The sequence below is a fragment of the Microbacterium sp. TPU 3598 genome (genome assembly GCF_002356155.1).
In the GTDB taxonomy this organism is placed as follows: domain Bacteria; phylum Actinomycetota; class Actinomycetes; order Actinomycetales; family Microbacteriaceae; genus Microbacterium; species Microbacterium maritypicum_A.
This window is the reverse complement of sequence record NZ_AP017975.1, coordinates 1,153,111-1,175,446: the sequence shown is the minus strand read 5'-3', so window position 1 is coordinate 1,175,446 and position 22,336 is coordinate 1,153,111. Positions and strand designations below refer to the sequence as shown.

Below are 22,336 nucleotides of genomic sequence, written 5' to 3'. Positions count from 1 at the left end.
TGCGGTGGACTCAGACTCCGATCACGAGAACCTGAGAGGGCGCTTTGTCGCGTCCTCCACCGTGATTCCGATGATCACCGCACCGGGGTCGACGACGTCACGATCGGTGTGGAATCGGAAGAGACGGCCGTCGCGCGTCGCAACGTCGTACCAGTCGTCTCCGGACGAGGCGACGGTGACCGTCGTCCCACCGGGAAATGCCGCGATCGCGTCGGCGATCGGAGCACCCACCCGAACGCCGCCTCGAAGGGGGAGCGCGGCGCCGTCCTGGGCATCCTCGTCGAAGATACGCTCATTGCCGACGGTGATCGATGCCACGGCGGAACCGTCATCCGTCGTGGCGACCAGTATCGACCCGGTACGTTCTGCGTTCACAAGCTTCCACGGATAGCCCGCGCCTGCGGGTTCGATAACCCGAGCGGCCTGCCCTGCGGCGACCGCATCGGCGATCGGATCTCCCAGGTGGATCAGCCCGACACCACCAGCCGAGATCGCCCACTCGCTCCACGGCGCCGATTCATCGGTCTCAGCCTCGGCATCGGGTGTCGGAGGGTTCGCGGTGAATTCCTGCGTGAGCGCGGCCCGAGCTTCCTCCGCACGTTCGTGGAGCTTCTTCGTGATCACCTCAGCGTCGGGGATGGCCTCACCGTTGATCGACTGAGACACCTGCACGAGCACGTTGCCCACGGCCGCATATCCCAGGAATGTCGAGTTTCCGCCCTCGCTCTCCGGCAGCGTCACCGTGCCGGCAACCGCTCGCACGTCGTCCGATTCCACAGGCCGGACCGATTCGAATGTCGCGGCGCCGGCGAAATCGAAGTTCGCGCACTGCGAGGATGCCTCGACGAGCTGGTCCATGCGCGCTTGGGCGTGGGCCTCGTCGGCGAACTGCAGAGCCATCATGGCGCCGAAGCGATAGTCCGAATCAGCTGTCGTCGTCCAGCGCACATTGCGCGACCCGATGCTCCACAGCGACTGCTCGACGAAGAGGACGCTGCAGATCTCCGGGATCGGCAGCGGACCCCCGCCGTCGGAAATCTGCGCAAGAACAGAGGAGGGTTCGCCGATCTCCGTCGAACCGGGGAGCAGAGCAGCGATCTCGTCGGACGTGAACAGAAGTGCGTTCAACTCATCGCCGGTGAAGATGGCTGGTCCGGCATACGGCTCCGGTGATGGCGTCTCCGGAGCAGCTGTCGGTGTCGGTTCCGGATCCATCCCCGGGGTGCATGCCGTGAGCGCGAGAAGTGCGGTCAGAACGACACCACTGAATTTGATGCGTGCGAACCTGGAGCGCGCCATGCGAACCTCCGTCAAGTTGTACTGACCACCGCCCTGGTGCCCCTGACAGCGATCGTAGAGTTTCCCCACTCGATGGCGTAATACGGAGGAGCGGGTCGAGATCAGAACGATATAAGTCGCATGCCCTATCGGACATATACCGACCAGACCACTCACCCTCCGACACTGCGCGCTATGCGGTACGCTCGGCGATTACTGACCGACCATTCGGTCATGAATAACCGGAGTGCTTCATCGCCCTCTCCCCCCGGAATCGCAGAACAACGGAGTTCGCATGACGTCAGCAGTGTCCGACCGCACCTCGTCCGCACGAATGCCCGCCGAAGAACGGAGGGTGCTCGCCGGCACCCTCGTCGGTACGTCGATCGAGTGGTACGACTTCTTCATCTACGCCCAGGCCGCAGGGCTGGTCCTCGCGCCCCTGTTCCTCGCCCCCATCGCCGAGGAGAGTCCCGGCTTCGCGCAGGTGCTCTCCTTCGCCACGATCGGCATCTCGTTCCTCTTCCGCCCCCTGGGGGCGATCGTCGCCGGCCACCTCGGCGACAAGCTCGGGCGCAAGAAGATGCTCGTGCTCACACTCATCATGATGGGACTGTCCACGTCTCTGATCGGTCTCCTGCCGACGTACGCGGCCATCGGCGTGGCCGCGCCCATCCTGCTCATCCTGCTCCGCATCGTGCAGGGGTTCTCCGCGGGTGGCGAGTGGGGCGGCGCGGCATTGATGGCAGTCGAGCATGCACCGAACAACCGACGAGGGCTCTTCGGGGCCTTTCCGCAGATCGGCGTGCCTGTCGGCATGATCCTCGCGACCTCGACACTGTGGGTGCTCACCAGCTCGATGTCGCCGGAGGCCTTCCTCGAGTGGGGGTGGCGCATCCCGTTCCTGCTCTCGATCGTGCTCATCGCTGTCGGTTACGTGATCCGTCGCGCGGTCGACGAGAGCCCGGTCTTCGAGGATCTGCGACGTCGCCGCAAGGAGGCCTCCGCCCCGCTGAGCCGCCTGTTCCGCCAGAACACCAAGCAGGTCGTCCTGACCGCGATCATCTTCATCGCGAACAACGCGGCGGGCTACCTGCTCATCGCCTTCTTCGCGACCTACGCCGTCACGACGCTGGGCATGGAACGTCCGCCGGTGCTGCTGGCGACGACGCTCGCCTCGTTCGGCTGGCTCATCTTCACCCTGTGGGGCGGACATCTCTCCGATCGACTCGGCCGCATCCGCACCTTCCAGATCGGCTACGTGGCGCTCGCGCTCTGGGCGGTGCCGATGTGGTTCCTGATCGATACCGCGAACATCCTCTGGTACTTCGTGGCGCTGTTCGTGATGACGTTCGCCCTCGGCTTGTCGTACGGCCCTCAGGCCGCCCTCTACGCGGAGATGTTCCCCGCGAACGTGCGCTACTCGGGCGTCTCGATCGGGTACGCCCTCGGCGCCATCCTCGGCGGAGCCTTCGCACCGATGATCGCCGAGGCTCTGATGAACCAGTTCCACGCGGCATGGACGATCGGCGTCTACATCGCCGTGGCCGCCGTGATCTCGCTCATCGGCGTCTCGCTCGTCAAAGAGACGAAGGGCGTGGATCTGCACACCTGACGAGCCGATCGACGACGCGGGATCGCGGTGGTCACCGCGCCTGTGCCATAATTACCGGACGATCGGTCAGTAATTCGGGCCGATCGTCCGGACAGACCGATCAGCCGGACGACGGTCGCCGTCGAGACAACGAAGTCAGGAGTTCCGCATGACCGAGGCATATCTCGTCGGAGGCGTACGCACCCCGGTCGGACGCTACGGCGGCGCCCTCGCCTCCGTGCGCCCCGACGACCTCGCATCGATCGTCGTGCGCGAAGCGGTGCGGCGCGCGGGGATCGACCCCCTGCAGGCGGAGATCGACGAGGTGATCCTCGGTGCGGCCAACCAGGCCGGGGAAGACAACCGCAACGTCGCCCGGATGGCCGTCCTGCTCGCGGGCCTCCCCGACACCGTGCCCGGCATCACGGTCAACCGGCTGTGCGCCTCGGGGATGTCGGCCGTCACGATGGCAGCGCAGGCCATCCGCGCCGGTGATGCCGACCTCATCGTCGCCGGCGGCGTCGAGTCGATGACACGCGCCCCCTGGGTGCAGGCCAAACCGGAGAAGGCCTGGGCGAAGCCGGGCGCTGCTTTCGACACCTCGATCGGCTGGAGATTCCCGAACCCCCGCCTGCTCGCACGAGAGAAGGCGACGTTCACGATGCCGGAGACCGCAGAGGAGGTCGCTCGCGTCGACGGCATCACCCGCGAAGAAGCGGATGCGTTCGCACTGCGATCGCAGCAGCGCGCCGCCGCGGCGATCGCCGACCGACGCTTCGAGGCGGAGATCGTCGGCGTCCCCCTCGACGCCGCCGTCAGCGCCGGTGCGGAGGTCCGCGTGGACGAGGGCCCCCGTCCGGAGACGACCCTCGAGGGGCTTGCGCGCCTGCGTCCCGTCGTGGCCGGCGGTCAGGTCGTCACCGCCGGCAACTCCAGCGCCCTCAACGACGGCGCCTCCGCCATCACGGTCGCGAGTGCGGAGGCCGTGGAACGCTACGGTCTGGTCCCGCGCGCCCGCATCGTCACCGGCACCAGCGCGGGCCTCGCTCCCGAGATCATGGGCCTCGGCCCGGTTCCTGCGACGCAGAAGGCGCTGCGACGGGCCGGGCTCTCCATCGACGACATCGGCTCGATCGAGCTCAACGAGGCGTTCGCCACCCAGTCCATCGCCTGCATCCGACGCCTCGGCCTCGATGAGGCGCGCGTGAATGCCGACGGCGGAGCCATCGCCCTCGGCCACCCACTCGGCTCCTCCGGATCCCGTCTGCTCGTCACCCTCCTCGGCCGCATGGAGCGCGAAGGCTCTCGATACGGACTCGCCACCATGTGCGTCGGCGTGGGGCAGGGCGCAGCCGTGATCGTGGAGAAGGTCTGATGGCCGCCGGCCCCCTCGACAGCGGACCGCTCGTCGTCGAGCGTCACGACGACCGCGTGGTGGCGACGCTCCACCGACCGCACAAGCGCAACGCGATCGACCAGGCCACGATCGACGCGATCCACGTGCTGTGCGCCGAACTCGAAGCCGTGCCGCGCCCGCTGATCCTCACCGGGGCCGGAGGAGTGTTCGCCGCGGGCGCCGACATCGCCGAGCTGCGCGAGCGCCGTGCGGCCGATGCGCTTCGTGGGATCAACGCCCACGCGTTCATCCGGCTCGCCGAGCTGCCGATGCCGGTCATCGCCGCGATCGACGGGTACGCCCTCGGTGGAGGAGCCGAACTCGCCTATGCCGCGGACATCCGCATCGCCACGCCATCGCTCGCCATCGGCAACCCCGAGACCGGGCTGGGCATCCTCGCCGCAGCGGGGGCAGGGTGGCGCCTGAAGGAGATCATCGGCGACGCCAGGGCCATCGAGCTGCTGCTCACCGGTCGCACCGTGAAGGCCGATGAGGCGCTGCGCATCGGTCTCGTATCGGCGATCCATGAGACCGCGGAGCTGCTGCCCGCCGCCCATGCCCTCGTCGATCGCATCGCCCGCAACGACCGGGCAGCCACCATCGCGACCAAGCGTGTCTTCCGCGCGCCGCGCGACCACCACCCCGCCGTCGACCTGGAAGCGCAGGCCGAGCTCTTCGAGAGTCCGGAGAAGTTCCGGCGGATGACCGACTTCCTGGAGCGGAGAGACCGATGACCGAGAGCAGTTCCCCGGCCCCGCGACACGTGGGGGTGCTCGGCGGCGGACGCATGGGCGCCGGGATCGCCCACGCATTCCTGCTGGCAGGCTCCCGCGTCACCGTCGTCGAACGCGATCCCGATGCGGCCAGATCGGCATCGGCCCGCGTGCTCGAATCCGTCGACTCCTCGATCGCCAGAGGCACGGCGGGCGAATCCGTCGACCGGTACCGGGAGCGTCTCGCCACGGGCACGGATCCGGCGCTGTTCGCGTCGAGCGCGCTCGTCGTCGAGGCGGTGCCGGAAGACCTCGCCCTCAAGATCGATGCGCTCCGACGCGTCGAGGCGGCGATCACGCCCGACGCGGCGATCGCCTCGAACACCTCCTCCATCTCGATCGATGAGCTGGCCGCCGTGCTCGATCACCCCTCACGCTTCCTCGGCATGCACTTCTTCAACCCCGTGCCGGCCTCCACGCTCGTCGAGATCGTGCGGGGTGCGACCACCGCTCCCCCGCTCCTCGATTCCGCCCGCAGCTGGGTGGAGGCGCTGGGCAAGACCCCGATCGTGGTGGCAGATGCCCCCGGATTCGCGTCCTCCCGACTCGGCGTCGCCGTCGGCCTCGAGGCGATCCGCATGCTCGAGGAAGGCGTCGCCTCCGCCGAGGACATCGACGCCGCGATGACGCTCGGATACAAGCACCCGGTCGGCCCGCTCCGGCTCACCGACATCGTCGGCCTCGACGTGCGGCTCGGCATCGCCGAGTACCTCGCCGCGCATCTGGGCGAGCGCTTCGAACCTCCCGCCCTGCTGCGTCGACTGGTCGCCGAGGGACACCTCGGCCGCAAGAGCGGACGCGGCTTCTACGAATGGGACGCCTCATGAAGGGAACCCTGATGAAAGGAACCCACATGAAAGGAACAGAGATGATCGAGACCCTCCCCAGCTACGTCCAGGGAGAGTGGTGGACGCCGTCGTCCGACGCGAAGACCACCGAGGTCCGGGATGCGTCGACGGGTGAGGTCGTGGCCCGTGTCTCGACCGACGGACTCGATCTGGGCGCCGCACTCGAGCACGCCCGCACCGTGGGCCAGGTCTCGCTGGGAGAGCTCACCTTCCATCAGCGTGCCGTGCGCCTCAAGCAGCTGGCTCTCGCCCTGACGGAGCGCAAGGCCGAGCTGTACGAGCTCTCCAGCCGCACCGGTGCCACGGCGCAGGATTCCTGGGTGGACATCGACGGCGGGATCGGCGTGCTGTTCGCGTACTCGAGCAAAGGCCGACGCGAGCTGCCGAACGCGAAGGTGTATGTCGACGGAGGCGTGGAGAACCTGTCCAAGGACGGCTCCTTCCTCGGCCGCCACATCTACACGCGGCTCCGCGGCGTCGCCGTGCAGATCAACGCCTTCAACTTCCCGGTCTGGGGATCGCTCGAGAAGTTCGCGCCCGCGTTCCTCGCCGGCGTCCCGACCCTGGTGAAACCCGCCACCCCCACCGGGTACCTCGCCGAAGCCATGGTGCGCGTGATGGTGGAGTCGGGGCTCCTTCCCGACGGCTCGCTGCAGCTCGTCTCGGGCAGCGTGCCCGATCTCTTCGACGAGCTGCGGCTGGGCGACCTCGTGGCCTTCACCGGTTCGGCATCGACGGCCGAGCAGCTGCGCGCTCACGATTCCGTGCAGACGGGAGGTGTGCGCTTCACGAGCGAGACCGATTCGATCAACGCCTCGATCCTCGGGACGGATGCCGTCTCCGGCACGCCCGAGTTCGACGCGTACGTCAAGCAGCTCGTCGCCGAGATGACCACCAAGGCCGGCCAGAAGTGCACGGCGATCCGCCGCGCGATCGTGCCGACGACTGCCGTCGACGACGTCATCGCCGCAGTCCGGGAACGCCTCTCGACACGTGTCGTCCTCGGCGACCCCCGCGCCGAGGGCGTGACGATGGGTCCGCTCGCCTCGATCGCGCAGCGCGAGGAGGTGCTGCGTCAGGTCGGCCGCCTGCAGGCCGGCGGAGGAGAGCTCGTGATCGGCACGACCGATGCACCGACCGTCCGGCACGGCGACGGCAGCGAAGGGCCGGCCCCCGACGGTGCGTTCGTGGCGCCGATGCTGCTGCGGTTCCCCGACCCGGAAAGCGCGGCGGTCAACGAGATCGAGGCGTTCGGCCCGGTGTCGAGCATCGTCGGCTACCGCACCCTCGATGAGGCGAGCGCCCTCGTGGCCCGGGGCGGAGGGTCGCTCGTGACGAGTGTGGCCACGCACGACCCCGAGGTCGCTGTCGCACTCGCGACCGGCATGGCCGCGTACAACGGGCGCGTGCTCTTCCTCGATCGCGATGATGCGCGCAGCTCGACCGGGCACGGTTCCCCGCTCCCGAACCTCGTGCACGGCGGCCCCGGGCGCGCGGGCGGAGGCGAGGAGCTCGGCGGCATCCGCGCCGTGCTGCACCACATGCAGCGCACCGCGGTGCAGGGCTCGCCCGAGATGATGACCGCCCTCACCGGCGTCTGGCATCAGGGAGCGACCTCACGCCCGTACGAGCAGAGCGACGGAGTGCATCCCTTCCGCAAGTCGCTGGCCGAGCTCCATGTGGGCGACCAGGTGGCGAGCGGTTCCCGCACCGTCACCCTCGAGGACATCGAGACGTTCGCCGCATTCACCGGCGACACGTTCTACGCCCACATGGATGAGACCTCGGCCGCAGCGAACCCGTTCTTCCCGGGACGCGTCGCCCACGGCTATCTGCTGGTGTCGTGGGCTGCGGGGCTCTTCGTCGACCCGGCGCCCGGCCCCGTGCTCGCCAACTCCGGGCTCGAGAACCTGCGGTTCGTGACGCCGGTCTCCCCCGGCGACGACATCCGCGTCGAGCTCACCGCCAAGCAGATCACTCCGCGGGAGACCGACGAGTACGGGGAGGTGCGCTGGGATGCCGTGCTGAAGAACCAGCACGACGACATCGTGGCCACCTACGATGTGCTCACGCTGGTCGCGAAGGAGAAGGCGCAGGTCTGACGGCGGCGTCGCAACGACCGCCGGATCCCGGTCAGACGGCAGGGACTCCGGCGTCGTCGTTCGTGCGCAGCCCGTCGAGGGCGATCGCGACCACGTCGTCGGCGAGACGGTCGGCGCCCTCGCGCCCCCCGGGTCGGTACCACTCGACGATCGAGTTGATCATCCCGAACACGAGACGCGCGACCACGCTCGCATCGATGTCGGCACGCAACGCGCCCTCGCTCTGCGCCTCCGACACCAGCGCGGTGATCCGACGGTCGAAGGCCCGACGGCGGATCAGCGCCTTGCGCTCCACGTCGGTGTTGCCCCGTACGCGCAGCAGCAGCGTCACGGCCGGCAGCTGCTCCACGAGCACACGGACGGCACCGCGCAGCACATGCTCGAGGCGGTCCACCGCGTTCGAGGCCTCCGGTCCATCCTCCGATTCCGGAAGCGGGTTCTCGACCACGGCTTCCAGGCCGCTGAGCGCCGCGTCGAGCGCGAGGTCGAGGATCTCGTCCTTCGATCCGAAGTGGTGATAGATCGCCGACTTCGACAGGCCGAGCCGCTCGGCGAGCATGCCGATCGACGTCGCGTCGTACCCGTGCTCGTTGAAGGCGGCGACGGCGACGCCGAGGATCCCCTGCTGGTCGTAGCCGGGGCGGCCGCGTCGTGTGCTCTGCATCTCGGACATCACCCCACAGTCTCGCACTCGATCAGCCGCACAGGCCGGATCGCCGGCCGCGAGGCGATCCGGGTGTCGTCCGTCGTCACCGCAGGTCGTACACCCGCTTGTACTTCCCCTCGCTTCGCGGCAGCATCCCCGGCTCTTCCAGCTGGACGGCGACCGTCGACCCGACGAAGATCTTGATGCGCTGCGCGAGCACCTCCGCGGCGCTCTGGCAGGTCTCGACGGACAGGTCGGGGTGGCGTTCGATCCGCACCTTCAACGTGTCCATCCGGCCGTCCTTCGACAGCTCGAGGATGAAGTGCGGCGTCAGCTGTTCGATCCCCAGCACCAGCTCCTCGATCTGGGTGGGGAACAGGTTCACCCCGCGCAGGATGATCATGTCGTCGTTGCGGCCCGTGATCTTCTCCATGCGGCGCATCCCCGCACGCGCGGTCCCCGGCAGCAGACGGGTGAGGTCGCGGGTGCGATAGCGGATCACGGGGAAGGCCTCCTTCGTCAGCGAGGTGAACACGAGTTCGCCGAGCTCCCCGTCCGGCAGCACCGCCCCGCTCTCGCCGTCGATGATCTCCGGCAGGAAGTGGTCCTCCCACAGATGCGGGCCGTCCTTCGTCTCGAGGCATTCATTTCCCACCCCGGGCCCCATGACCTCGCTGAGTCCGTAGATGTCCAGAGCGTCGATTCCCAGACGCTGTTCGAGCTCGTGGCGCATCTCGTTCGACCACGGCTCGGCGCCCAGGACAGCGACCTTCAACGACGTGGAGCGCGGGTCGACCCCCTGCGCCGCCATCGCGTCGGCGATCGTGAGCAGATAGCTCGGAGTGCACAGGATCGCATCCGGCTCGAAATCGAGGATCAGCTGCACCTGACGGGCCGTCTGGCCACCGGACATCGGGATGACGGTCGCACCGAGCGCTTCGATGCCCGCGTGCGCGCCGAGTCCCCCCGTGAACAGTCCGTATCCGTAGGCGTTGTGCACCTTCATGCCGGCGCGTATGCCACTCGCCCGCAGCGAACGCGCCACCAGAGAAGCCCACCGGTCGAGATCGCCCCTCGTGTAGCCGACGACCGTCGGCCGGCCCGTGGTGCCGCTGGATGCGTGGATGCGGGCGACGTCGGACATCGGCACCGCGAACATCCCGAACGGATAGGTCTCGCGCAGATCCGCCTTGGTCGTGAACGGCAGCCGCTGCACGTCATCCAGGGTGCGGATGTCATCCGGATGCACACCCGCATCATCGAACTTGCGCGTGTAGAGAGGGACGTTCGCGTACGCATGGCGAACGGTCTGCTGAAGCCGTTCGAGCTGGAGAGCCGCGATCTCCTCGCGACTCATACGCTCTTCGGCGTCGAGCTCGTCGGCTGCGGGAGGGCGGACACGGGAGGGCGTTGCGGTCGTCGTCGACACGAGGGGCTCCGGAGGTGGGGATCAGAAGGTCTGGTTGGTGGTGCGGGAGCGTCCGCGGAACTCGGCGACGGGATCACCCTGCTCGTCGACGACGCTCACGTCATAGATGCCGGAGCGGCCCGTGCGCGTCCGTCGGACCGCCGTCGCGGTGAGCGTCTGGCCGGAGACGGTCGATTTGAGAAAGGAGATGTCCGCACCCGCCGCGACCGTCACCCGGTCGTCCTCGTTGCACGCGATCGCGAAGGCAGTGTCGGCGAGGGCGAACACGAAGCCGCCGTGCGTGATGTGGAAGCCGTTCGTCATGTCATCCCGCACGCGCATCGACACGACCGCATGGCCCGGATCGTCTCGTTCGACGACGAGCCCCAGTGCGGCCGATGCGCGGTCACGTTCCATCATGGCTCGATTCGGGCGCACGGCATCCGGCGTCTGCGTCGTCGCTTTCGTCATCGTCGACCTCCTCGTCGAGCGGGTCGGATGCGCACCTGCAGCACCCGATCCGCTCATACTAACCGACCGATCGTTCAGTTAGTCAACGGGTCGGCAGGTCATGGCGTCGTTCGCTCACCCGTCGACGAGCGCGGCGGCAGCAGCCGCACGTGCCGCATCGGCCGAAGGAGCGCCGACCGCGGCGGCCGCGGCCCGTGCGCACTCCACCGAGGACAGCTCGCTCAGCTTCGCCGCCACCCGACCCAGCGACCGTGGAGCCATCGATAGCGAGGTCACGCCCAGTCCGACCAGTACGGGAGCAAGTGCCGGGTCACCGCCGGCTTCGCCGCACACCCCCACCGGCTTGCCCACCGCACGGCCTGCCTCGCCGACGGCGGCGATGAGACGAAGCACCGCGGGCTGCCACGGATCGTTCAGATCCCCCAACTCGCTGAGCAGTCGGTCGGCCGCCATCGTGTACTGCGCGAGGTCGTTGGTACCCAGGCTCACGAAGTCGACGACCTCGAAGAGTTCGGCCGCGAGCAGAGCCGCCGACGGGGTCTCGATCATGATGCCGACCCGGCCCAGCCCCGCCGCCCGGCACCGGTCGGCGAATTCCGCGGCCTCATCGACCGTCGCGACCATCGGCGCCATCACCTCGACCACGGCCTCCTCCTCGGCGGCGGCCCGTGCGAGAGCCCGCAGCTGGTCGTCGAGAAGCTGCGGCCGACGTCTGGCGATCCGCAGACCGCGGACCCCGAGCGCCGGGTTGTCCTCGCGGTCCGCGTTGGCGAAGGGCAGCGGCTTGTCGCTGCCGGCGTCGAGGGTGCGCACCACGACCTTGCGTCCGGGGAAGGCCGCCAGCACCCCTCGATAGGCGGCGATCTGCTCGTCGACGCTCGGGGCGTCCGTGCGATCGAGAAAGCAGAACTCCGTGCGGAAGAGGCCGATGCCCTCCGCCTGGGCCGAAGCGGCGTTCGTCGCGTCCGCCGCACCCCCGACGTTCGCGAGGAGCGGGACGCGCTGCCCGTCGGCGAGCGCGCCTGCCCCGTCGAACTCGACGACCGTCGCCGACGCTCGCGCCTCGGCGACACGGGACGGCGCAGGCTCGACCTCGACCGTTCCCCGGTCACCGTCGACGAGCACCGTGACTCCGGCCGGGATCGCTTCCGCGTCCGCGAGACCGACCACGGCGGGAAGACCGAGGGAGCGCGCAATGATGGCGGTGTGCGAGGTCGGCCCGCCCTGCGCGGTGACGAGGGCGATGCATCCTCCACCCGCGAGCAGCGCGGTGTCGGCGGGGGCGAGATCCGTCGCCACCAGCACGAAGGGCTCATCGCGCTCGGGCACGCCCGGCATGTCGACCTGGAGGATCTCGGCGATGATCCGGTCGCGCACATCACGGATGTCGGCGATGCGCTCGGCCATCCGTCCTCCCAGCGCGGCGAGCGCCTTCTCATGGACGACAGCAGCCTCCCAGACCGCACGGGCCGCACTGCGTCCCTTCGATCGCACGAGCGCCGTGGCCTCGGACACCAGCTCCGGATCGGACGCCAGGAGCCGGGAAGCGTCGAGGATCGCCCTGGTCTCCCCCGTCGCCTGCGCGGTGCGCGAGCGGAGTTGATCGGCCACGGCGACGGCCGCCCACTCGATCGCGGAGACCTCGGAGTCCCGGTCGGCCTCGGGGACGACCGTGGTCGGGTCGGGCTCGGGAAGCGGGGGCGCGAGGTGGACCACGGGCGCGGCGACGCGGCCGGAGCTCACTCCTCGTCCGCGAAGTACCGTGCCGGGCGGGACCGCACGCGCGGGCTCCCCCTCCCGCGACGACGGCGCATCGACCGCGGATGCCTCTGCGGCTCCGGTCACCCCGGAAGGCGGTGCGACCGCCGTCTCGGGTGGTGCCTGCTCCGTCCCCTCGCCGAACCCGTCGTCGAACAGAGCGACCAGCCGATCCAGTGCCTCCGTCGCGTCATCGCCGCGAGCGGTCAGCTCCAGCTCATCGCCCTGGCGCGCGCCGAGCACGAGCAGGCGCGTCAGGCTCGCGGCGGCCGCATCGGGGCCGTCGGGAAGCCGTCGCAGGCGTACGTCGGCCCCGGCGGCGGCCCGGGCGATCAGGGCAGCGGGACGCGCATGGACGCCGAGCGGATTGCGGACGCGCACCCGACGCACCTGCACGTCACCATCCGCCTGCGGCACAGCCGGTGCGTCGGCGATCTGGTCTTCCCCGGCGCCGAGCGCGCCGGTCTTCACCCCGAGCGCCGCCGTGGCTTCGGCAGCCACCTGATCCAGCGTCCCGCCCGCAGCAGCGGACACGACGGCGGCGAGCAGTCCCTCCACGAACGGTGCCGGGGCGAGCCGCACCGGCACCGCACTCGATCGCAGCTCGAGGGCGAGCTCGGCGCTGAGCACGGCGGATCCCAGATCCATGAGCACGAGCACGCCCTCGCACTCCGCCGCGAGCTCATCGATGGCCGCTGCCACCGCGACGGCATCGGTGCCGAGGATCGGTGCCCCCTCGGCGTCGACTCCCGCTCCGGCCGCGACCTGCACGCGCACTCCGCCGTCGTGCACCATCTGCAGGGCAAGCTCCAGTGCCGCCTCCCCGAGCCGTGCGCTGTGGGAGACGGCGACGATGCCGATCATCAGGCCGTGCCCGCGACCGCTGCGGCGAGCGTGTCGAAGAGGATCGCCGTGGAGGCCGCCCCCGGGTCGAGGTGCCCCGCGCTGCGCTCCCCGAGGTAACTCGCTCTGCCCTTGCGGGCCACCAGCGGCAGCGTGGCATCGCGTCCGGCTGCCGCGGCGTCCGCGGCGGCCCTGGTCGCCTCGGCGACGGAGGATCCCGCGGCGAGTGCCGCGTCCATCGCGTCCACCGCCGGCGCCATCGCGTCGAACATGGTCTTGTCCCCCGCTTCCGCCTTACCGCGTGCGACGATGCCGTCGAGTCCTGCCCGCAACGCAGCCGCAAGAGCGGGGCCGTCGAGTTCGGACACCGGCCCGGCCGCCATTCCCGTCCGCAGGAAGAAGGTGCCGTAGAGGGGTCCGCTGGCCCCGCCGACGGAACTCACCAGGGTCATGCCGACGGTCTTGAGCAGTTCGTCGACCTTTCCGGGAGCGCCCGCGGAGAGCTTCTCGCCGACGGCACTCATACCGCGAGCCATGTTGGCTCCGTGGTCGGCGTCGCCGATGGCCGAGTCGAGTTCGGTGAGCCAGTCGCGCTTCTCGGTGACGGCGGCACCGAACCGGGAGACCCAGTCGGCGAGCACGACGGTGTCGACCGCGCCCATCAGACGCCCCACCGCAGACCGGGGGTGTTCACCGGGGCATCCCACAACCGAAGCAGCTCATCGTCCGCCTTGAGCAGGGTGACCGAGCACCCGGCCATGTCGAGCGACGTGATGTAGTTGCCGACGAGGTTCCTGGCGATCTGCACGCCCGACTTCTCGAGGATCGCCGCGACCTCGCCGTACATGAGGTAGAGCTCGATGAGCGGCGTAGCCCCCATGCCGTTGAGCATCACGATCGCGGGTCCTGCGGCGTCGAGATCGGCGAGGATCGGCTCGACCAGCTGCCGGGCGATCTCGGATGCCGGAGCGAGGGGTTCGCGGTGACGCCCGGGCTCGCCGTGGATGCCGATGCCGATCTCCATCTGATCGTCCGGAAGGTCGAACGTGGGCTTGCCTGCGGCGGGCACGGTGCAACTGGTGAGAGCCATGCCCATCGAGCGCCCCTGTCCATTGACCTTCTTGGCCAGCTCGACGACGGCGGCGAGATCCCGCCCCTCTTCCGCGCCCGCTCCGACGATCTTCTCGAGCAGCACGGTGAGGCCCACCCCGCGGCGACCGGCGGTGTACAGCGAGTCCTGCACGGCGACGTCGTCATCCACGGTGATGCTCCCGACCTCGATCCCGTCCATCGCGGCGAGCTCGGCGGCCATCTCGAAGTTCAACACGTCGCCGGTGTAGTTCTTCACGATGTGCAGCACACCTGCGCCGCGATCCACGGCCTGGGTGGCCACCTGCACGCGATCGGGGGTCGGGGAGGTGAAGACCTCGCCGGCGACCGCCGCATCCAGCATCCCGGTGCCGACGAACCCGCCGTGCAGCGGTTCATGGCCGGAGCCGCCACCGGAGACGATCGCGACCTTGCCCTGGGCCTTGGGCGTGGCTCGGGTGATGACATGGTTCTCGAGGTCGACGGAGAGCTCCGGATGAGCGAGGGCGACACCCTTCAACGATTCGACGAGAACGTCTTCCGGGGCGTTGATGAGCTTCTTCATCATTCGATCTCCTTTGATCCTTCGAGGTCTCTTTCGCAAAAAATCCGAAAGCAATTCGTTAATGTCGAATATGCTCGGACCCTGCCGGGTTGTCAAGATCAATCGTGAAGCCCGGCTCCATCGGCTCCGGCTCGACGACGCACCGGAAGGAGGCCTCCCCGTGATCCAGGCGATCGACCGCGCGGCGAAGATCCTCGAACTGCTCCAGGGAGCACGCCACCTCGGCATCACCGACCTCGCGGCGGCACTCAGCCTGCCGCCGTCGACCGTGCACGGGATCGTGAAGTCGCTGCGGTCGCACGGACTCGTCGCGAAGGAGCGGGGCGGCCAGCGCTACATGCTCGGTCCGACTCTCCTGCGCCTGAGCAACGTCTACCTCGACACCCTCGACGTACGCGCCAGGGCGATGAGATGGACGCAGGAACTCGCGCGCCGCACCAACCTCTCGGTACGGCTGGGCGCACCGCACTTCACCGACGTGCTCGTCATCCATCACAACCTGCGACCCGACGACAGCCAGCAGATGCTCGAGACCGGGGTGGCCATCCCCGCCCATGCCTCGGCGATGGGCAAGGTCCTCCTCGCCTACGACCTGGGTTTCCAGCAGAGCGTGTTCGAACAGCCGCTGCGCAGCCTCACCGGCGACACGATCACCGACGTCGCTCGGCTGACCCTCGAGCTGCCGGCCATCGCCGAACGCGGCACGGCCGGAGAGTTCGACGAGGCGGTGCTCGGCGAGTCCTCGATCGCCGCCCCCGTCGCCGACGCGTCGAACGACATCGTCGCCGCGGTCGCCGTGGTGCTGCCCACATCGCAGACACCCGCCTCGGACGCGATCCTCAATGCCCTGCGCGAGACGGCACGGAACGTCTCCCGCGAACTCGGCGCGACCACCTGGCCACCGCGCGTGGCGCCCGCCGACGACTGACATCCGCGCGTCCGATCCGGTGCGGCGGATCAGCACTCGCCCGACGGACCGGCGCTCGCCGACGCCTCCTCCACCCAGCCACGAATCCGCTCAGCCGCGAATCCACTCAGCCGCGAATCCACTCAGCCGCGAAGCGCGAGGGCGAACGGCAGGACCGCGGTCGCCCCGGCCTGACGGAGCGCCCGGGCCGCGACCGTCATCGTCCATCGACTGTCGACAAGATCGTCCACGAGCAGCACCGGCCCCGACGGCACGTCGAGGTGCTGCGCGCTGAAGCGGTCCCAGAGTCCGGCGAGACGGAAGACGCTGTTCCCGCCCGGCCCACCGGAGGGCCCGCCACCGACGGGTTCGAGCGCGCCGAGGGAGGGCAGACGGCCGACGTCGGCGAGCCCGCGGGCGAGCGAGTCGACCAGGAGCGGGTGCGAACGCGAGGGCATGGCGACGACAGCCACCGGGCGCTCCTCCCAGCCCCATCCGGCGAGCACGCGGACGCAGGCCTGGAGCAGCTGCGGTGTCACCGCGGCGTCGGGCGCGCCCGCGGCGAAGATCTCGCGCAGCGCCCCTCCCCAGCCCAGGTCGGTGAGGCGCGCCAGTGCTCGCCCCTCGGCAGCCTGCTCGTCGGCGGGGATGCGCCCCTTGACCGGCACCTCGAGCCGATCGGCTCCGGTCGGCCAGGCACGACGAGACTCGATCGGCACACCGACACGGTCGAGCGACTCCGCGGCCTGCGAGCTCGCGGATTCTCCGATCTCACGAGGGAACCATCCGCCCGCGCAGTTGTCGCACCTTCCGCAGGGCGCGGCCGTGTCGTCGTCGAGGGCACGCTGCAGGAACTCCATACGGCAGCCGTCGGTCTGCTCGTATTCGATCATGTGCTGCTGCTCGGCGAGACGCTCGGCGGCGATGCGCTCGTAGCGCTCGGCGTCGTAGGTCCACGGCTCGCCGGTCGCGACCCAGCCGCCCTGCACGCGCCGCACCGCGCCGTCGACGTCGAGGACCTTCAGCAGCAGCTCGAGCGGCGTGCGGCGGATGTCGACCATCGCTTCGAGCGCCGGCGTCGAGATCGGAGCATCGCCGAGCGCACCGATCACCCGCTCCGCCCGCTCCTTGTCGGGCATCGACGCCGTCGCGAAGTAATGCCAGATATCGCGATCCTCGACGCCGGGGAGCAGCAGCACGTCGGCGCTCTCACTCGCGCGACCGGCACGGCCGACCTGCTGGTAGTAGGCCACCGGCGACGAGGGCGCACCGAGGTGGAGCACGAATCCCAGATCGGGCTTGTCGAAGCCCATGCCGAGCGCACTCGTGGCGACGAGCGCCTTCACCTCGTTGCGCTTGAGCATCCCCTCGGACTCGGCGCGTTCATCGGTGTCGGTCTGTCCGGTGTAGGCCCGCACGTCGTGTCCGTGGTCTCGCAGCAGCCGGGCGGTGTCGACGGCGGCCGCGACGGTCAGCGTGTAGATGATGCCGGATCCGGGAAGATCGTCGATGTGGCTGAGCAGCCACGCGAGACGACTCGCCGAATCGCGCAGGCGGAGCACCCCCAGACGCAATGAGGTGCGGGCGAGCGGGCCGCGGATGGTGAGCACCGGCTCGGCGTCGCGGTCACCGCTCTGGAGACTGCCGAGCTGCTCGGCGACGTCTGCCACGACCCGGCTGTTCGCCGTCGCGGTGGTCGCCAGCACCGGCACGTCGGCGGGCATCTGCGCGATCAGGTCGCGCAGCCGCCGGTAGTCGGGACGGAAGTCGTGTCCCCAATCGCTGATGCAGTGCGCCTCGTCGACGACGAGCATGCCGATGCGACGCACCAGCGCCGGCAGCTGCTGCTCGCGGAACGCGGGGTTGTTCAGCCTCTCCGGCGAGACCAGCAGCACATCGACCTCATCGCGGTCGAGCTGCCCGAGCACCTCGGACCATTCGTGCGCGTTGGTGGAGTTGATCGCGACCGCCCTCACCCCCGCACGTTCGGCCGCGGCGATCTGGTCGCGCATGAGCGCGAGCAGCGGCGACACCAGCACGGTCGGCCCCGCCCCCTGTCGACGCAGCAGCAGGGTGGCGACGAAGTACACCGCGGACTTTCCCCAGCCGGTGCGCTGCACCACGAGCGCGCGCCGACGCCCCTCGACCAGCGCCTCGATCGCCTCGTACTGCCCGTCATGGAAGTCGGCGTCGGCGCGGCCGACGAGTTCGCGCAGCGCCGCGCGTGCGACCTCGCGGGTGTCGGCGGGAGCTGCGGCTGTCATGCCCCCCACTCTGCCCCACGCCGCCGACACGACGACGCCGTCATCCACAGGTTCGCCGAGCCGTCGGCGAGTCCGGTCGTCTAGCGTGAGGAGATGATCACACGCGAGCTCGCCGTCGCCCTGCGAGACTCCGGACTCGTCTGGCATCCCGCCGAGGGCGACCGCTTCCAGCTCGACCTGCCGGACGAGGTCGAGCTCGAAGCGGAGGCCGAGGTCTTCACGGTCAGCGAGATGACGATCGAGGCCCGCCAGACGCCGAGCGGCACCGATCTGGCGTTCAACGGCACCACGGAATGGGCGCTCGACGCGGTGACCCTCGCGGATGCGGTGTGGCTGCCGCGGGAGGATCAGCTGCGCGACCTGCTCCGGGGCACCTTCCGCGCGCTGGTGCGCCTCGAAGACGCCTTTCGCGTCGACGTCGAGATCGGTGGCCATGTGATCGCCTTCGAGCACCCCGATCCCTCGGAGGCCTACGGCCGGGCGCTCCTCGAGCTGATCTCGCGCTCGCACTGAGCAGGTGCCTTGAAACCGGCCGTGCTCTGTGTCAGAATTACCTAACGATCGGTCAGTAAAGTTGGCCGGAGGCCGAGGAGTCGACGATGACCAGTCCCGCAGACCTGTCCCTGTTGGGCGAGCTCTCCGATGAGGAGCGTCTCTTCGACGAGCTCATCGCGAACGAGCAGCGCATCGAGCCCCGCGACTGGATGCCCGATGCCTACCGCAAGACGCTGGTGCGGCAGATCTCCCAGCACGCACACTCCGAGATCATCGGTATGCAACCCGAGGGCAACTGGATCACACGCGCGCCGAGCCTCAAGCGCAAAGCGATCCTGATGGCGAAGGTGCAGGACGAGGCCGGCCACGGTCTCTACCTCTACTCCGCGGCGCAGACCCTGGGCACCACGCGCGACGAGATGATGGATCAGCTCATCAGCGGCAAGGCGAAGTACTCGTCGATCTTCAACTACCCCACCCCGACCTGGGCGGACATGGGCGCGATCGGCTGGCTCGTCGACGGTGCCGCGATCTGCAATCAGGTGCCACTGTGCCGGGCCTCCTACGGTCCGTACGGCCGCGCCATGGTGCGCGTGTGCAAGGAGGAGTCGTTCCACCAGCGGCAGGGCTTCGAGATCCTGCTCACGCTGATGCAGGGCAGCGCGGAGCAGCGCGAGATGGCACAGGATGCCGTGAACCGCTGGTACTGGCCGAGCCTGGCGATGTTCGGGCCGCCCGACGACCAGTCCCCGAACTCGGCGCAGTCGATGAAGTGGAAGATCAAGCGGTTCTCGAACGACGAGCTGCGCCAGCGGTTCGTCGGCATGCTCGTGCCCCAGGCGGAGATCCTCGGGGTGACGTTGCCCGACCCCGATCTGCGCTTCGACGAGCAGACCGGCCAGTATGTGATTGGCGAGATCGACTGGGACGAGTTCTTCGAGGTGGTGCGCGGCAACGGGCCGTGCAACGCCGAGCGACTCGAGCGCCGACGCACGGCCCACGAAGAGGGCGCCTGGGTGCGCGAGGCCGCCGCGGAGTATGCCCGCAAGCAGTCCCTCGAGACGAAGGCGGTGGCGTGATGGCGACACCGGGCGCGGATGAGCGCGAACCCTGGCCGCTGTGGGAGGTGTTCGTGCGCGCCAATCGCGGGCTCAGCCACGTGCACGTCGGCTCGCTGCACGCGCCCGACGCCGAGATGGCGATCCGCAACGCGCGCGACCTCTACACCCGCCGCGGCGAGGGCGTGTCGATCTGGGTGGCGCCCGCCGACGCGATCACCACGAGCGATCCCGACGCCAAGGGCGCATACTTCGAGAGCCCCGCGGGCAAGAACTACCGCCACGCCGTGTACTACACGGCCTCCGAGGGAGTGCCGCACCTGTGAGCACACCGCACCCGACCACCGCGCCCGAGGACGTCGACGTCCACGGCGACATCCACGGCGACGTCTCGGTCGACGAACTCCACCTCTCGCAGGAACTCTCCGGCACCGGCGCGGTGGCCACGTCCGCCGACATCGCCGAGTACGCACTGCGCCTCGGAGACGACGCCCTCATCCTCTCCCAGCAGCTGGGCGCCTGGATCTCGCGGGCCCCGGAGCTGGAGGAGGACGTGGCCCTGGGCAACATCGCCCTCGACCTGCTCGGCCACGCGCGCTCATTCCTGCACTACGCGGGGTCGTACGACGGCCGCAGCGAAGACGACCTCGCCTTCTTCCGCGACGAGCCCGAGTTCCGTTGCGCGTGGATCGTGCAGCAGCCCAACGGCGACTTCGCCCAGACGATCGCCCGACAGTTCGTCGTGGCGACCTACATGTTCGAGCTCTACACGGCGTTGCGCGGCAGCAGCGACGAGACCTTCGCCGCGATCGCCGAGAAATCGCTCAAGGAGGTCGACTACCACCGCGATCACGCCGTGCAGTGGATGCTGCGCCTCGCGGGCGGCACCGAGGAGTCCCGCACCCGCATCATCCGGGCGATCGGTGATGTCTGGCCGTACGTCGACGAGCTGTTCCGCGACGATGAGCTGATCGAGCGACTCGGCGATGCGGCCGTGTCCCCGTCGCACCTGCGTCCCGGGTTCGACGGCGTGGTCGCGACCGTCTTCACCGAGGCGGAGCTGACGGTTCCCGACGTCATGTCGTCGTCGGCGGGCGGGCGTCGCGGCGCGCACGCGACCCCCCTCGGCCACATCCTCGCCGAGATGCAGGTGCTCGCGCGACGGCATCCGGGGGCGACATGGTGACTCTCACTCCGACGCAGGCCGCCTGGCGGATCGCCGCTTCCGTTCCCGACCCCGAGGTCCCCGTCCTCACGATCGAGGACCTCGGCGTGCTCCGTGCGGTCGAGGTCGACGGCACCCGGGTGCACGTCGACATCACGCCGACGTACAGCGGCTGCCCCGCGATGGACACGATCCGAGACGATGTGATCCTCGCCCTCACCGCCGCCGGCTTCGACCGGGTCGATGTGCGGCTGGTCCTCTCGCCCGCCTGGACGACGGACTGGATGACGGAAGCCGGCAAGACGAAGCTCGCGGAGTACGGCATCGCGCCGCCCTCCGGCCGCGCCGCCGTCTCGACCGGGCCGATCCGCCTGGCGCTGAGCGTGCGCTGCCCGCGATGCGGGTCGCTCGACACCCGCGAGGTCTCCCACTTCGGCTCGACCTCGTGCAAGGCGCTCTTCGAGTGCCGCGCCTGCCTCGAGCCCTTCGACCACTTCAAGGTGCACTGACATGTCGCTCTTCACCTCGGCGCCCGCGCCCTCGCCGCGGACGACCGCCGCACGCGCGACCTCCCCCCGGAAGCGCGCCCGTTTCCACACCCTCGTCGTCGAAGACGTGCGTCCGCTCACCGAGGATGCCGTGGAAGTGACGTTCACGGTCCCGGCCGCGCTCGCCGACGAATACGACCACCTTCCCGGTCAGTACGTCGCCCTGCGCACCACCCTCGACGGCGTCGAGGTGCGGCGCTCCTACTCGCTGTGCCGCGCACCGGAGCATCGCGACGACGGACAGGACACCCGGCTGAGCGTCGCCGTTAAGCGCGACGAGGGCGGACTCTTCTCCACGTGGGCGCAGACAGGCCTGCACGCCGGCTTCGAGATCGACGTCATGAGCCCGCAGGGCACCTTCACCTCGGCGCTCGACGACCTCGACGACCGCCATGTGGTGGGGATCGCCGCCGGCTCCGGCATCACGCCGCTGATGGCACTCGCGCACACGGTGCTGAACCGGTCGGACACGTCGCGGTTCACCCTGCTCTACACGAACCGCGCGACGCTCGACGTGATGTTCCTGGAAGATCTGGCCGACCTCAAGGACCGCTTCCCGACGAGGCTCGTGCTCCACCACGTGCTGTCCCGAGAGCAGCGGGCGGCTCCTGTGCTGTCCGGACGCATCGACGAGGAGAAGCTCCGCACGATCCTCGGCACCCTCATCCCGCCCGCGACCGTCGATGAATGGTTCCTGTGCGGACCTCTCGCGCTGGTCGACCTCTGTCGCGAGGTGCTGGCCGATGTCGGGGTCGATCGCTCGCACATCCGCTTCGAGCTGTTCACGACCGGTGATGAACCGGCACGTGCGGCCCGGCCGGTGCAGGTGCGCGCCGGCGAGAAGACCGTGCGCATCGAGGTCACGCTCGACGGTGTCTCCTCGACCGTGGAGAGCCCGGTGGATGCACACGAGTCGGTGCTCAACGCGGCGCTGCGCGTGCGGCCCGACGCTCCGTTCGCCTGCGCGGGCGGCGTCTGCGGCACGTGCCGCGCGCGCGTGATCGAGGGCAGCGTGACCATGACCGAGAACTACGCGCTCGAGCCCGACGAGCTCGAACGCGGATTCGTGCTCACCTGCCAGTCCCACCCGACCAGCGACCGCGTGGTCGTCGACTACGACGTCTGACC

Annotated in this window: 20 protein-coding genes; 12 read left to right on the top strand and 8 right to left on the bottom strand. The window is 69.4% G+C overall.

Going from position 1 to position 22,336, the window contains the following annotated elements:
* Nucleotides 1-21: 21 nt before the first annotated feature.
* The gene (locus MST3598_RS05490) at nt 22-1,299 is read right to left on the bottom strand and encodes a sensor domain-containing protein (protein ID WP_029260516.1); all 1,278 of its coding nucleotides are present in this window, start codon (nt 1,297-1,299) and stop codon (nt 22-24) included.
* A 274-nt stretch (nt 1,300-1,573) separates the two neighbouring features.
* On the opposite strand from MST3598_RS05490, the gene MST3598_RS05485 reads away from it, so the two are divergent.
* The 5 genes from MST3598_RS05485 (at nt 1,574) to paaZ (ending at nt 7,991) form a co-directional block, all read left to right on the top strand.
* The gene (locus MST3598_RS05485; protein WP_029260515.1) at nt 1,574-2,893 is read left to right on the top strand and encodes an MFS transporter; all 1,320 of its coding nucleotides are present in this window, start codon (nt 1,574-1,576) and stop codon (nt 2,891-2,893) included.
* A gap of 148 nt (nt 2,894-3,041) precedes the next feature.
* Nucleotides 3,042-4,247: an acetyl-CoA C-acyltransferase gene (locus MST3598_RS05480; protein WP_029260514.1), complete on the top strand. Its 1,206-nt coding sequence runs from the start codon at nt 3,042-3,044 to the stop codon at nt 4,245-4,247.
* Nucleotides 4,247-5,002, top strand: a complete 756-nt coding sequence (locus MST3598_RS05475) for an enoyl-CoA hydratase/isomerase family protein (protein WP_029260513.1) — start codon at nt 4,247-4,249, stop codon at nt 5,000-5,002. Before MST3598_RS05480 ends, MST3598_RS05475 begins: the two co-directional genes overlap by 1 nt.
* A complete protein-coding gene (locus MST3598_RS05470) occupies nt 4,999-5,868 on the top strand; it encodes a 3-hydroxyacyl-CoA dehydrogenase family protein (RefSeq protein WP_029260512.1) in 870 nt (289 codons plus the stop codon). Before MST3598_RS05475 ends, MST3598_RS05470 begins: the two co-directional genes overlap by 4 nt.
* A 41-nt stretch (nt 5,869-5,909) precedes the next feature.
* Complete coding sequence (gene paaZ / locus MST3598_RS05465) at nt 5,910-7,991, top strand: phenylacetic acid degradation bifunctional protein PaaZ (protein WP_029260511.1); 2,082 nt, start codon at nt 5,910-5,912, stop codon at nt 7,989-7,991.
* Between the two features lie 31 nt (nt 7,992-8,022).
* Here the strand turns inward: paaZ and MST3598_RS05460 are convergent, their stop codons facing one another.
* From MST3598_RS05460 to dhaK, 6 genes are all read right to left on the bottom strand, one after another.
* Nucleotides 8,023-8,664, bottom strand: a complete 642-nt coding sequence (locus MST3598_RS05460; RefSeq protein ID WP_021198797.1) for a TetR/AcrR family transcriptional regulator — start codon at nt 8,662-8,664, stop codon at nt 8,023-8,025.
* A 76-nt stretch (nt 8,665-8,740) separates the two neighbouring features.
* Nucleotides 8,741-10,066 (bottom strand): phenylacetate--CoA ligase PaaK, encoded by a 1,326-nt coding sequence (paaK, locus tag MST3598_RS05455; protein ID WP_029260510.1) that lies wholly within the window; start codon nt 10,064-10,066, stop codon nt 8,741-8,743.
* Between the two features lie 21 nt (nt 10,067-10,087).
* Nucleotides 10,088-10,516 carry a hydroxyphenylacetyl-CoA thioesterase PaaI gene (gene paaI, locus MST3598_RS05450; protein ID WP_029260509.1) on the bottom strand — a complete coding sequence of 143 codons (429 nt, stop codon included), beginning with the start codon at nt 10,514-10,516 and terminating at the stop codon, nt 10,088-10,090.
* Between the two features lie 114 nt (nt 10,517-10,630).
* Nucleotides 10,631-13,138 carry a phosphoenolpyruvate--protein phosphotransferase gene (gene ptsP / locus MST3598_RS05445; RefSeq protein WP_081860196.1) on the bottom strand — a complete coding sequence of 836 codons (2,508 nt, stop codon included), beginning with the start codon at nt 13,136-13,138 and terminating at the stop codon, nt 10,631-10,633.
* Nucleotides 13,138-13,779 carry a dihydroxyacetone kinase subunit DhaL gene (gene dhaL / locus MST3598_RS05440; protein WP_029260507.1) on the bottom strand — a complete coding sequence of 214 codons (642 nt, stop codon included), beginning with the start codon at nt 13,777-13,779 and terminating at the stop codon, nt 13,138-13,140. The genes ptsP and dhaL overlap by 1 nt, the downstream gene beginning before the upstream one ends.
* Nucleotides 13,779-14,771 carry a dihydroxyacetone kinase subunit DhaK gene (dhaK, locus tag MST3598_RS05435; RefSeq protein ID WP_029260506.1) on the bottom strand — a complete coding sequence of 331 codons (993 nt, stop codon included), beginning with the start codon at nt 14,769-14,771 and terminating at the stop codon, nt 13,779-13,781. Before dhaK ends, dhaL begins: the two co-directional genes overlap by 1 nt.
* 160 nt (nt 14,772-14,931) lie before the next feature.
* Here dhaK and MST3598_RS05430 point away from each other — a divergent pair, with 160 nt between their 5' ends.
* Nucleotides 14,932-15,699, top strand: coding sequence for an IclR family transcriptional regulator (locus MST3598_RS05430; RefSeq protein ID WP_029260505.1), 768 nt, complete (start codon nt 14,932-14,934; stop codon nt 15,697-15,699).
* A gap of 122 nt (nt 15,700-15,821) precedes the next feature.
* On the opposite strand, the gene MST3598_RS05425 is transcribed toward MST3598_RS05430, so the two are convergent.
* Entirely contained in the window at nt 15,822-17,942 is a 2,121-nt protein-coding gene (locus MST3598_RS05425) for a RecQ family ATP-dependent DNA helicase (RefSeq protein WP_029260504.1), read from the bottom strand.
* A 93-nt stretch (nt 17,943-18,035) separates the two neighbouring features.
* Between MST3598_RS05425 and MST3598_RS05420 the strand changes: the two genes are divergently transcribed.
* The 6 genes from MST3598_RS05420 to paaE all read left to right on the top strand — a co-directional run bounded on the left by MST3598_RS05420 (nt 18,036) and on the right by paaE (nt 22,334).
* Nucleotides 18,036-18,455, top strand: coding sequence for a hypothetical protein (locus MST3598_RS05420; protein ID WP_021198806.1), 420 nt, complete (start codon nt 18,036-18,038; stop codon nt 18,453-18,455).
* An 86-nt stretch (nt 18,456-18,541) separates the two neighbouring features.
* Nucleotides 18,542-19,516 (top strand): 1,2-phenylacetyl-CoA epoxidase subunit PaaA, encoded by a 975-nt coding sequence (gene paaA / locus MST3598_RS05415; protein WP_029260503.1) that lies wholly within the window; start codon nt 18,542-18,544, stop codon nt 19,514-19,516.
* Entirely contained in the window at nt 19,516-19,821 is a 306-nt protein-coding gene (gene paaB / locus MST3598_RS05410) for a 1,2-phenylacetyl-CoA epoxidase subunit PaaB (protein ID WP_017828375.1), read from the top strand. The genes paaA and paaB overlap by 1 nt, the downstream gene beginning before the upstream one ends.
* A complete protein-coding gene (gene paaC / locus MST3598_RS05405; RefSeq protein ID WP_029260502.1) occupies nt 19,818-20,681 on the top strand; it encodes a 1,2-phenylacetyl-CoA epoxidase subunit PaaC in 864 nt (287 codons plus the stop codon). Before paaB ends, paaC begins: the two co-directional genes overlap by 4 nt.
* Nucleotides 20,675-21,169, top strand: coding sequence for a 1,2-phenylacetyl-CoA epoxidase subunit PaaD (gene paaD / locus MST3598_RS05400; protein ID WP_029260501.1), 495 nt, complete (start codon nt 20,675-20,677; stop codon nt 21,167-21,169). The genes paaC and paaD overlap by 7 nt, the downstream gene beginning before the upstream one ends.
* A 1-nt stretch (nt 21,170) precedes the next feature.
* Nucleotides 21,171-22,334 carry a 1,2-phenylacetyl-CoA epoxidase subunit PaaE gene (gene paaE / locus MST3598_RS05395; protein WP_021198810.1) on the top strand — a complete coding sequence of 388 codons (1,164 nt, stop codon included), beginning with the start codon at nt 21,171-21,173 and terminating at the stop codon, nt 22,332-22,334.
* The last annotated feature ends 2 nt before the right edge of the window (nt 22,335-22,336 follow it).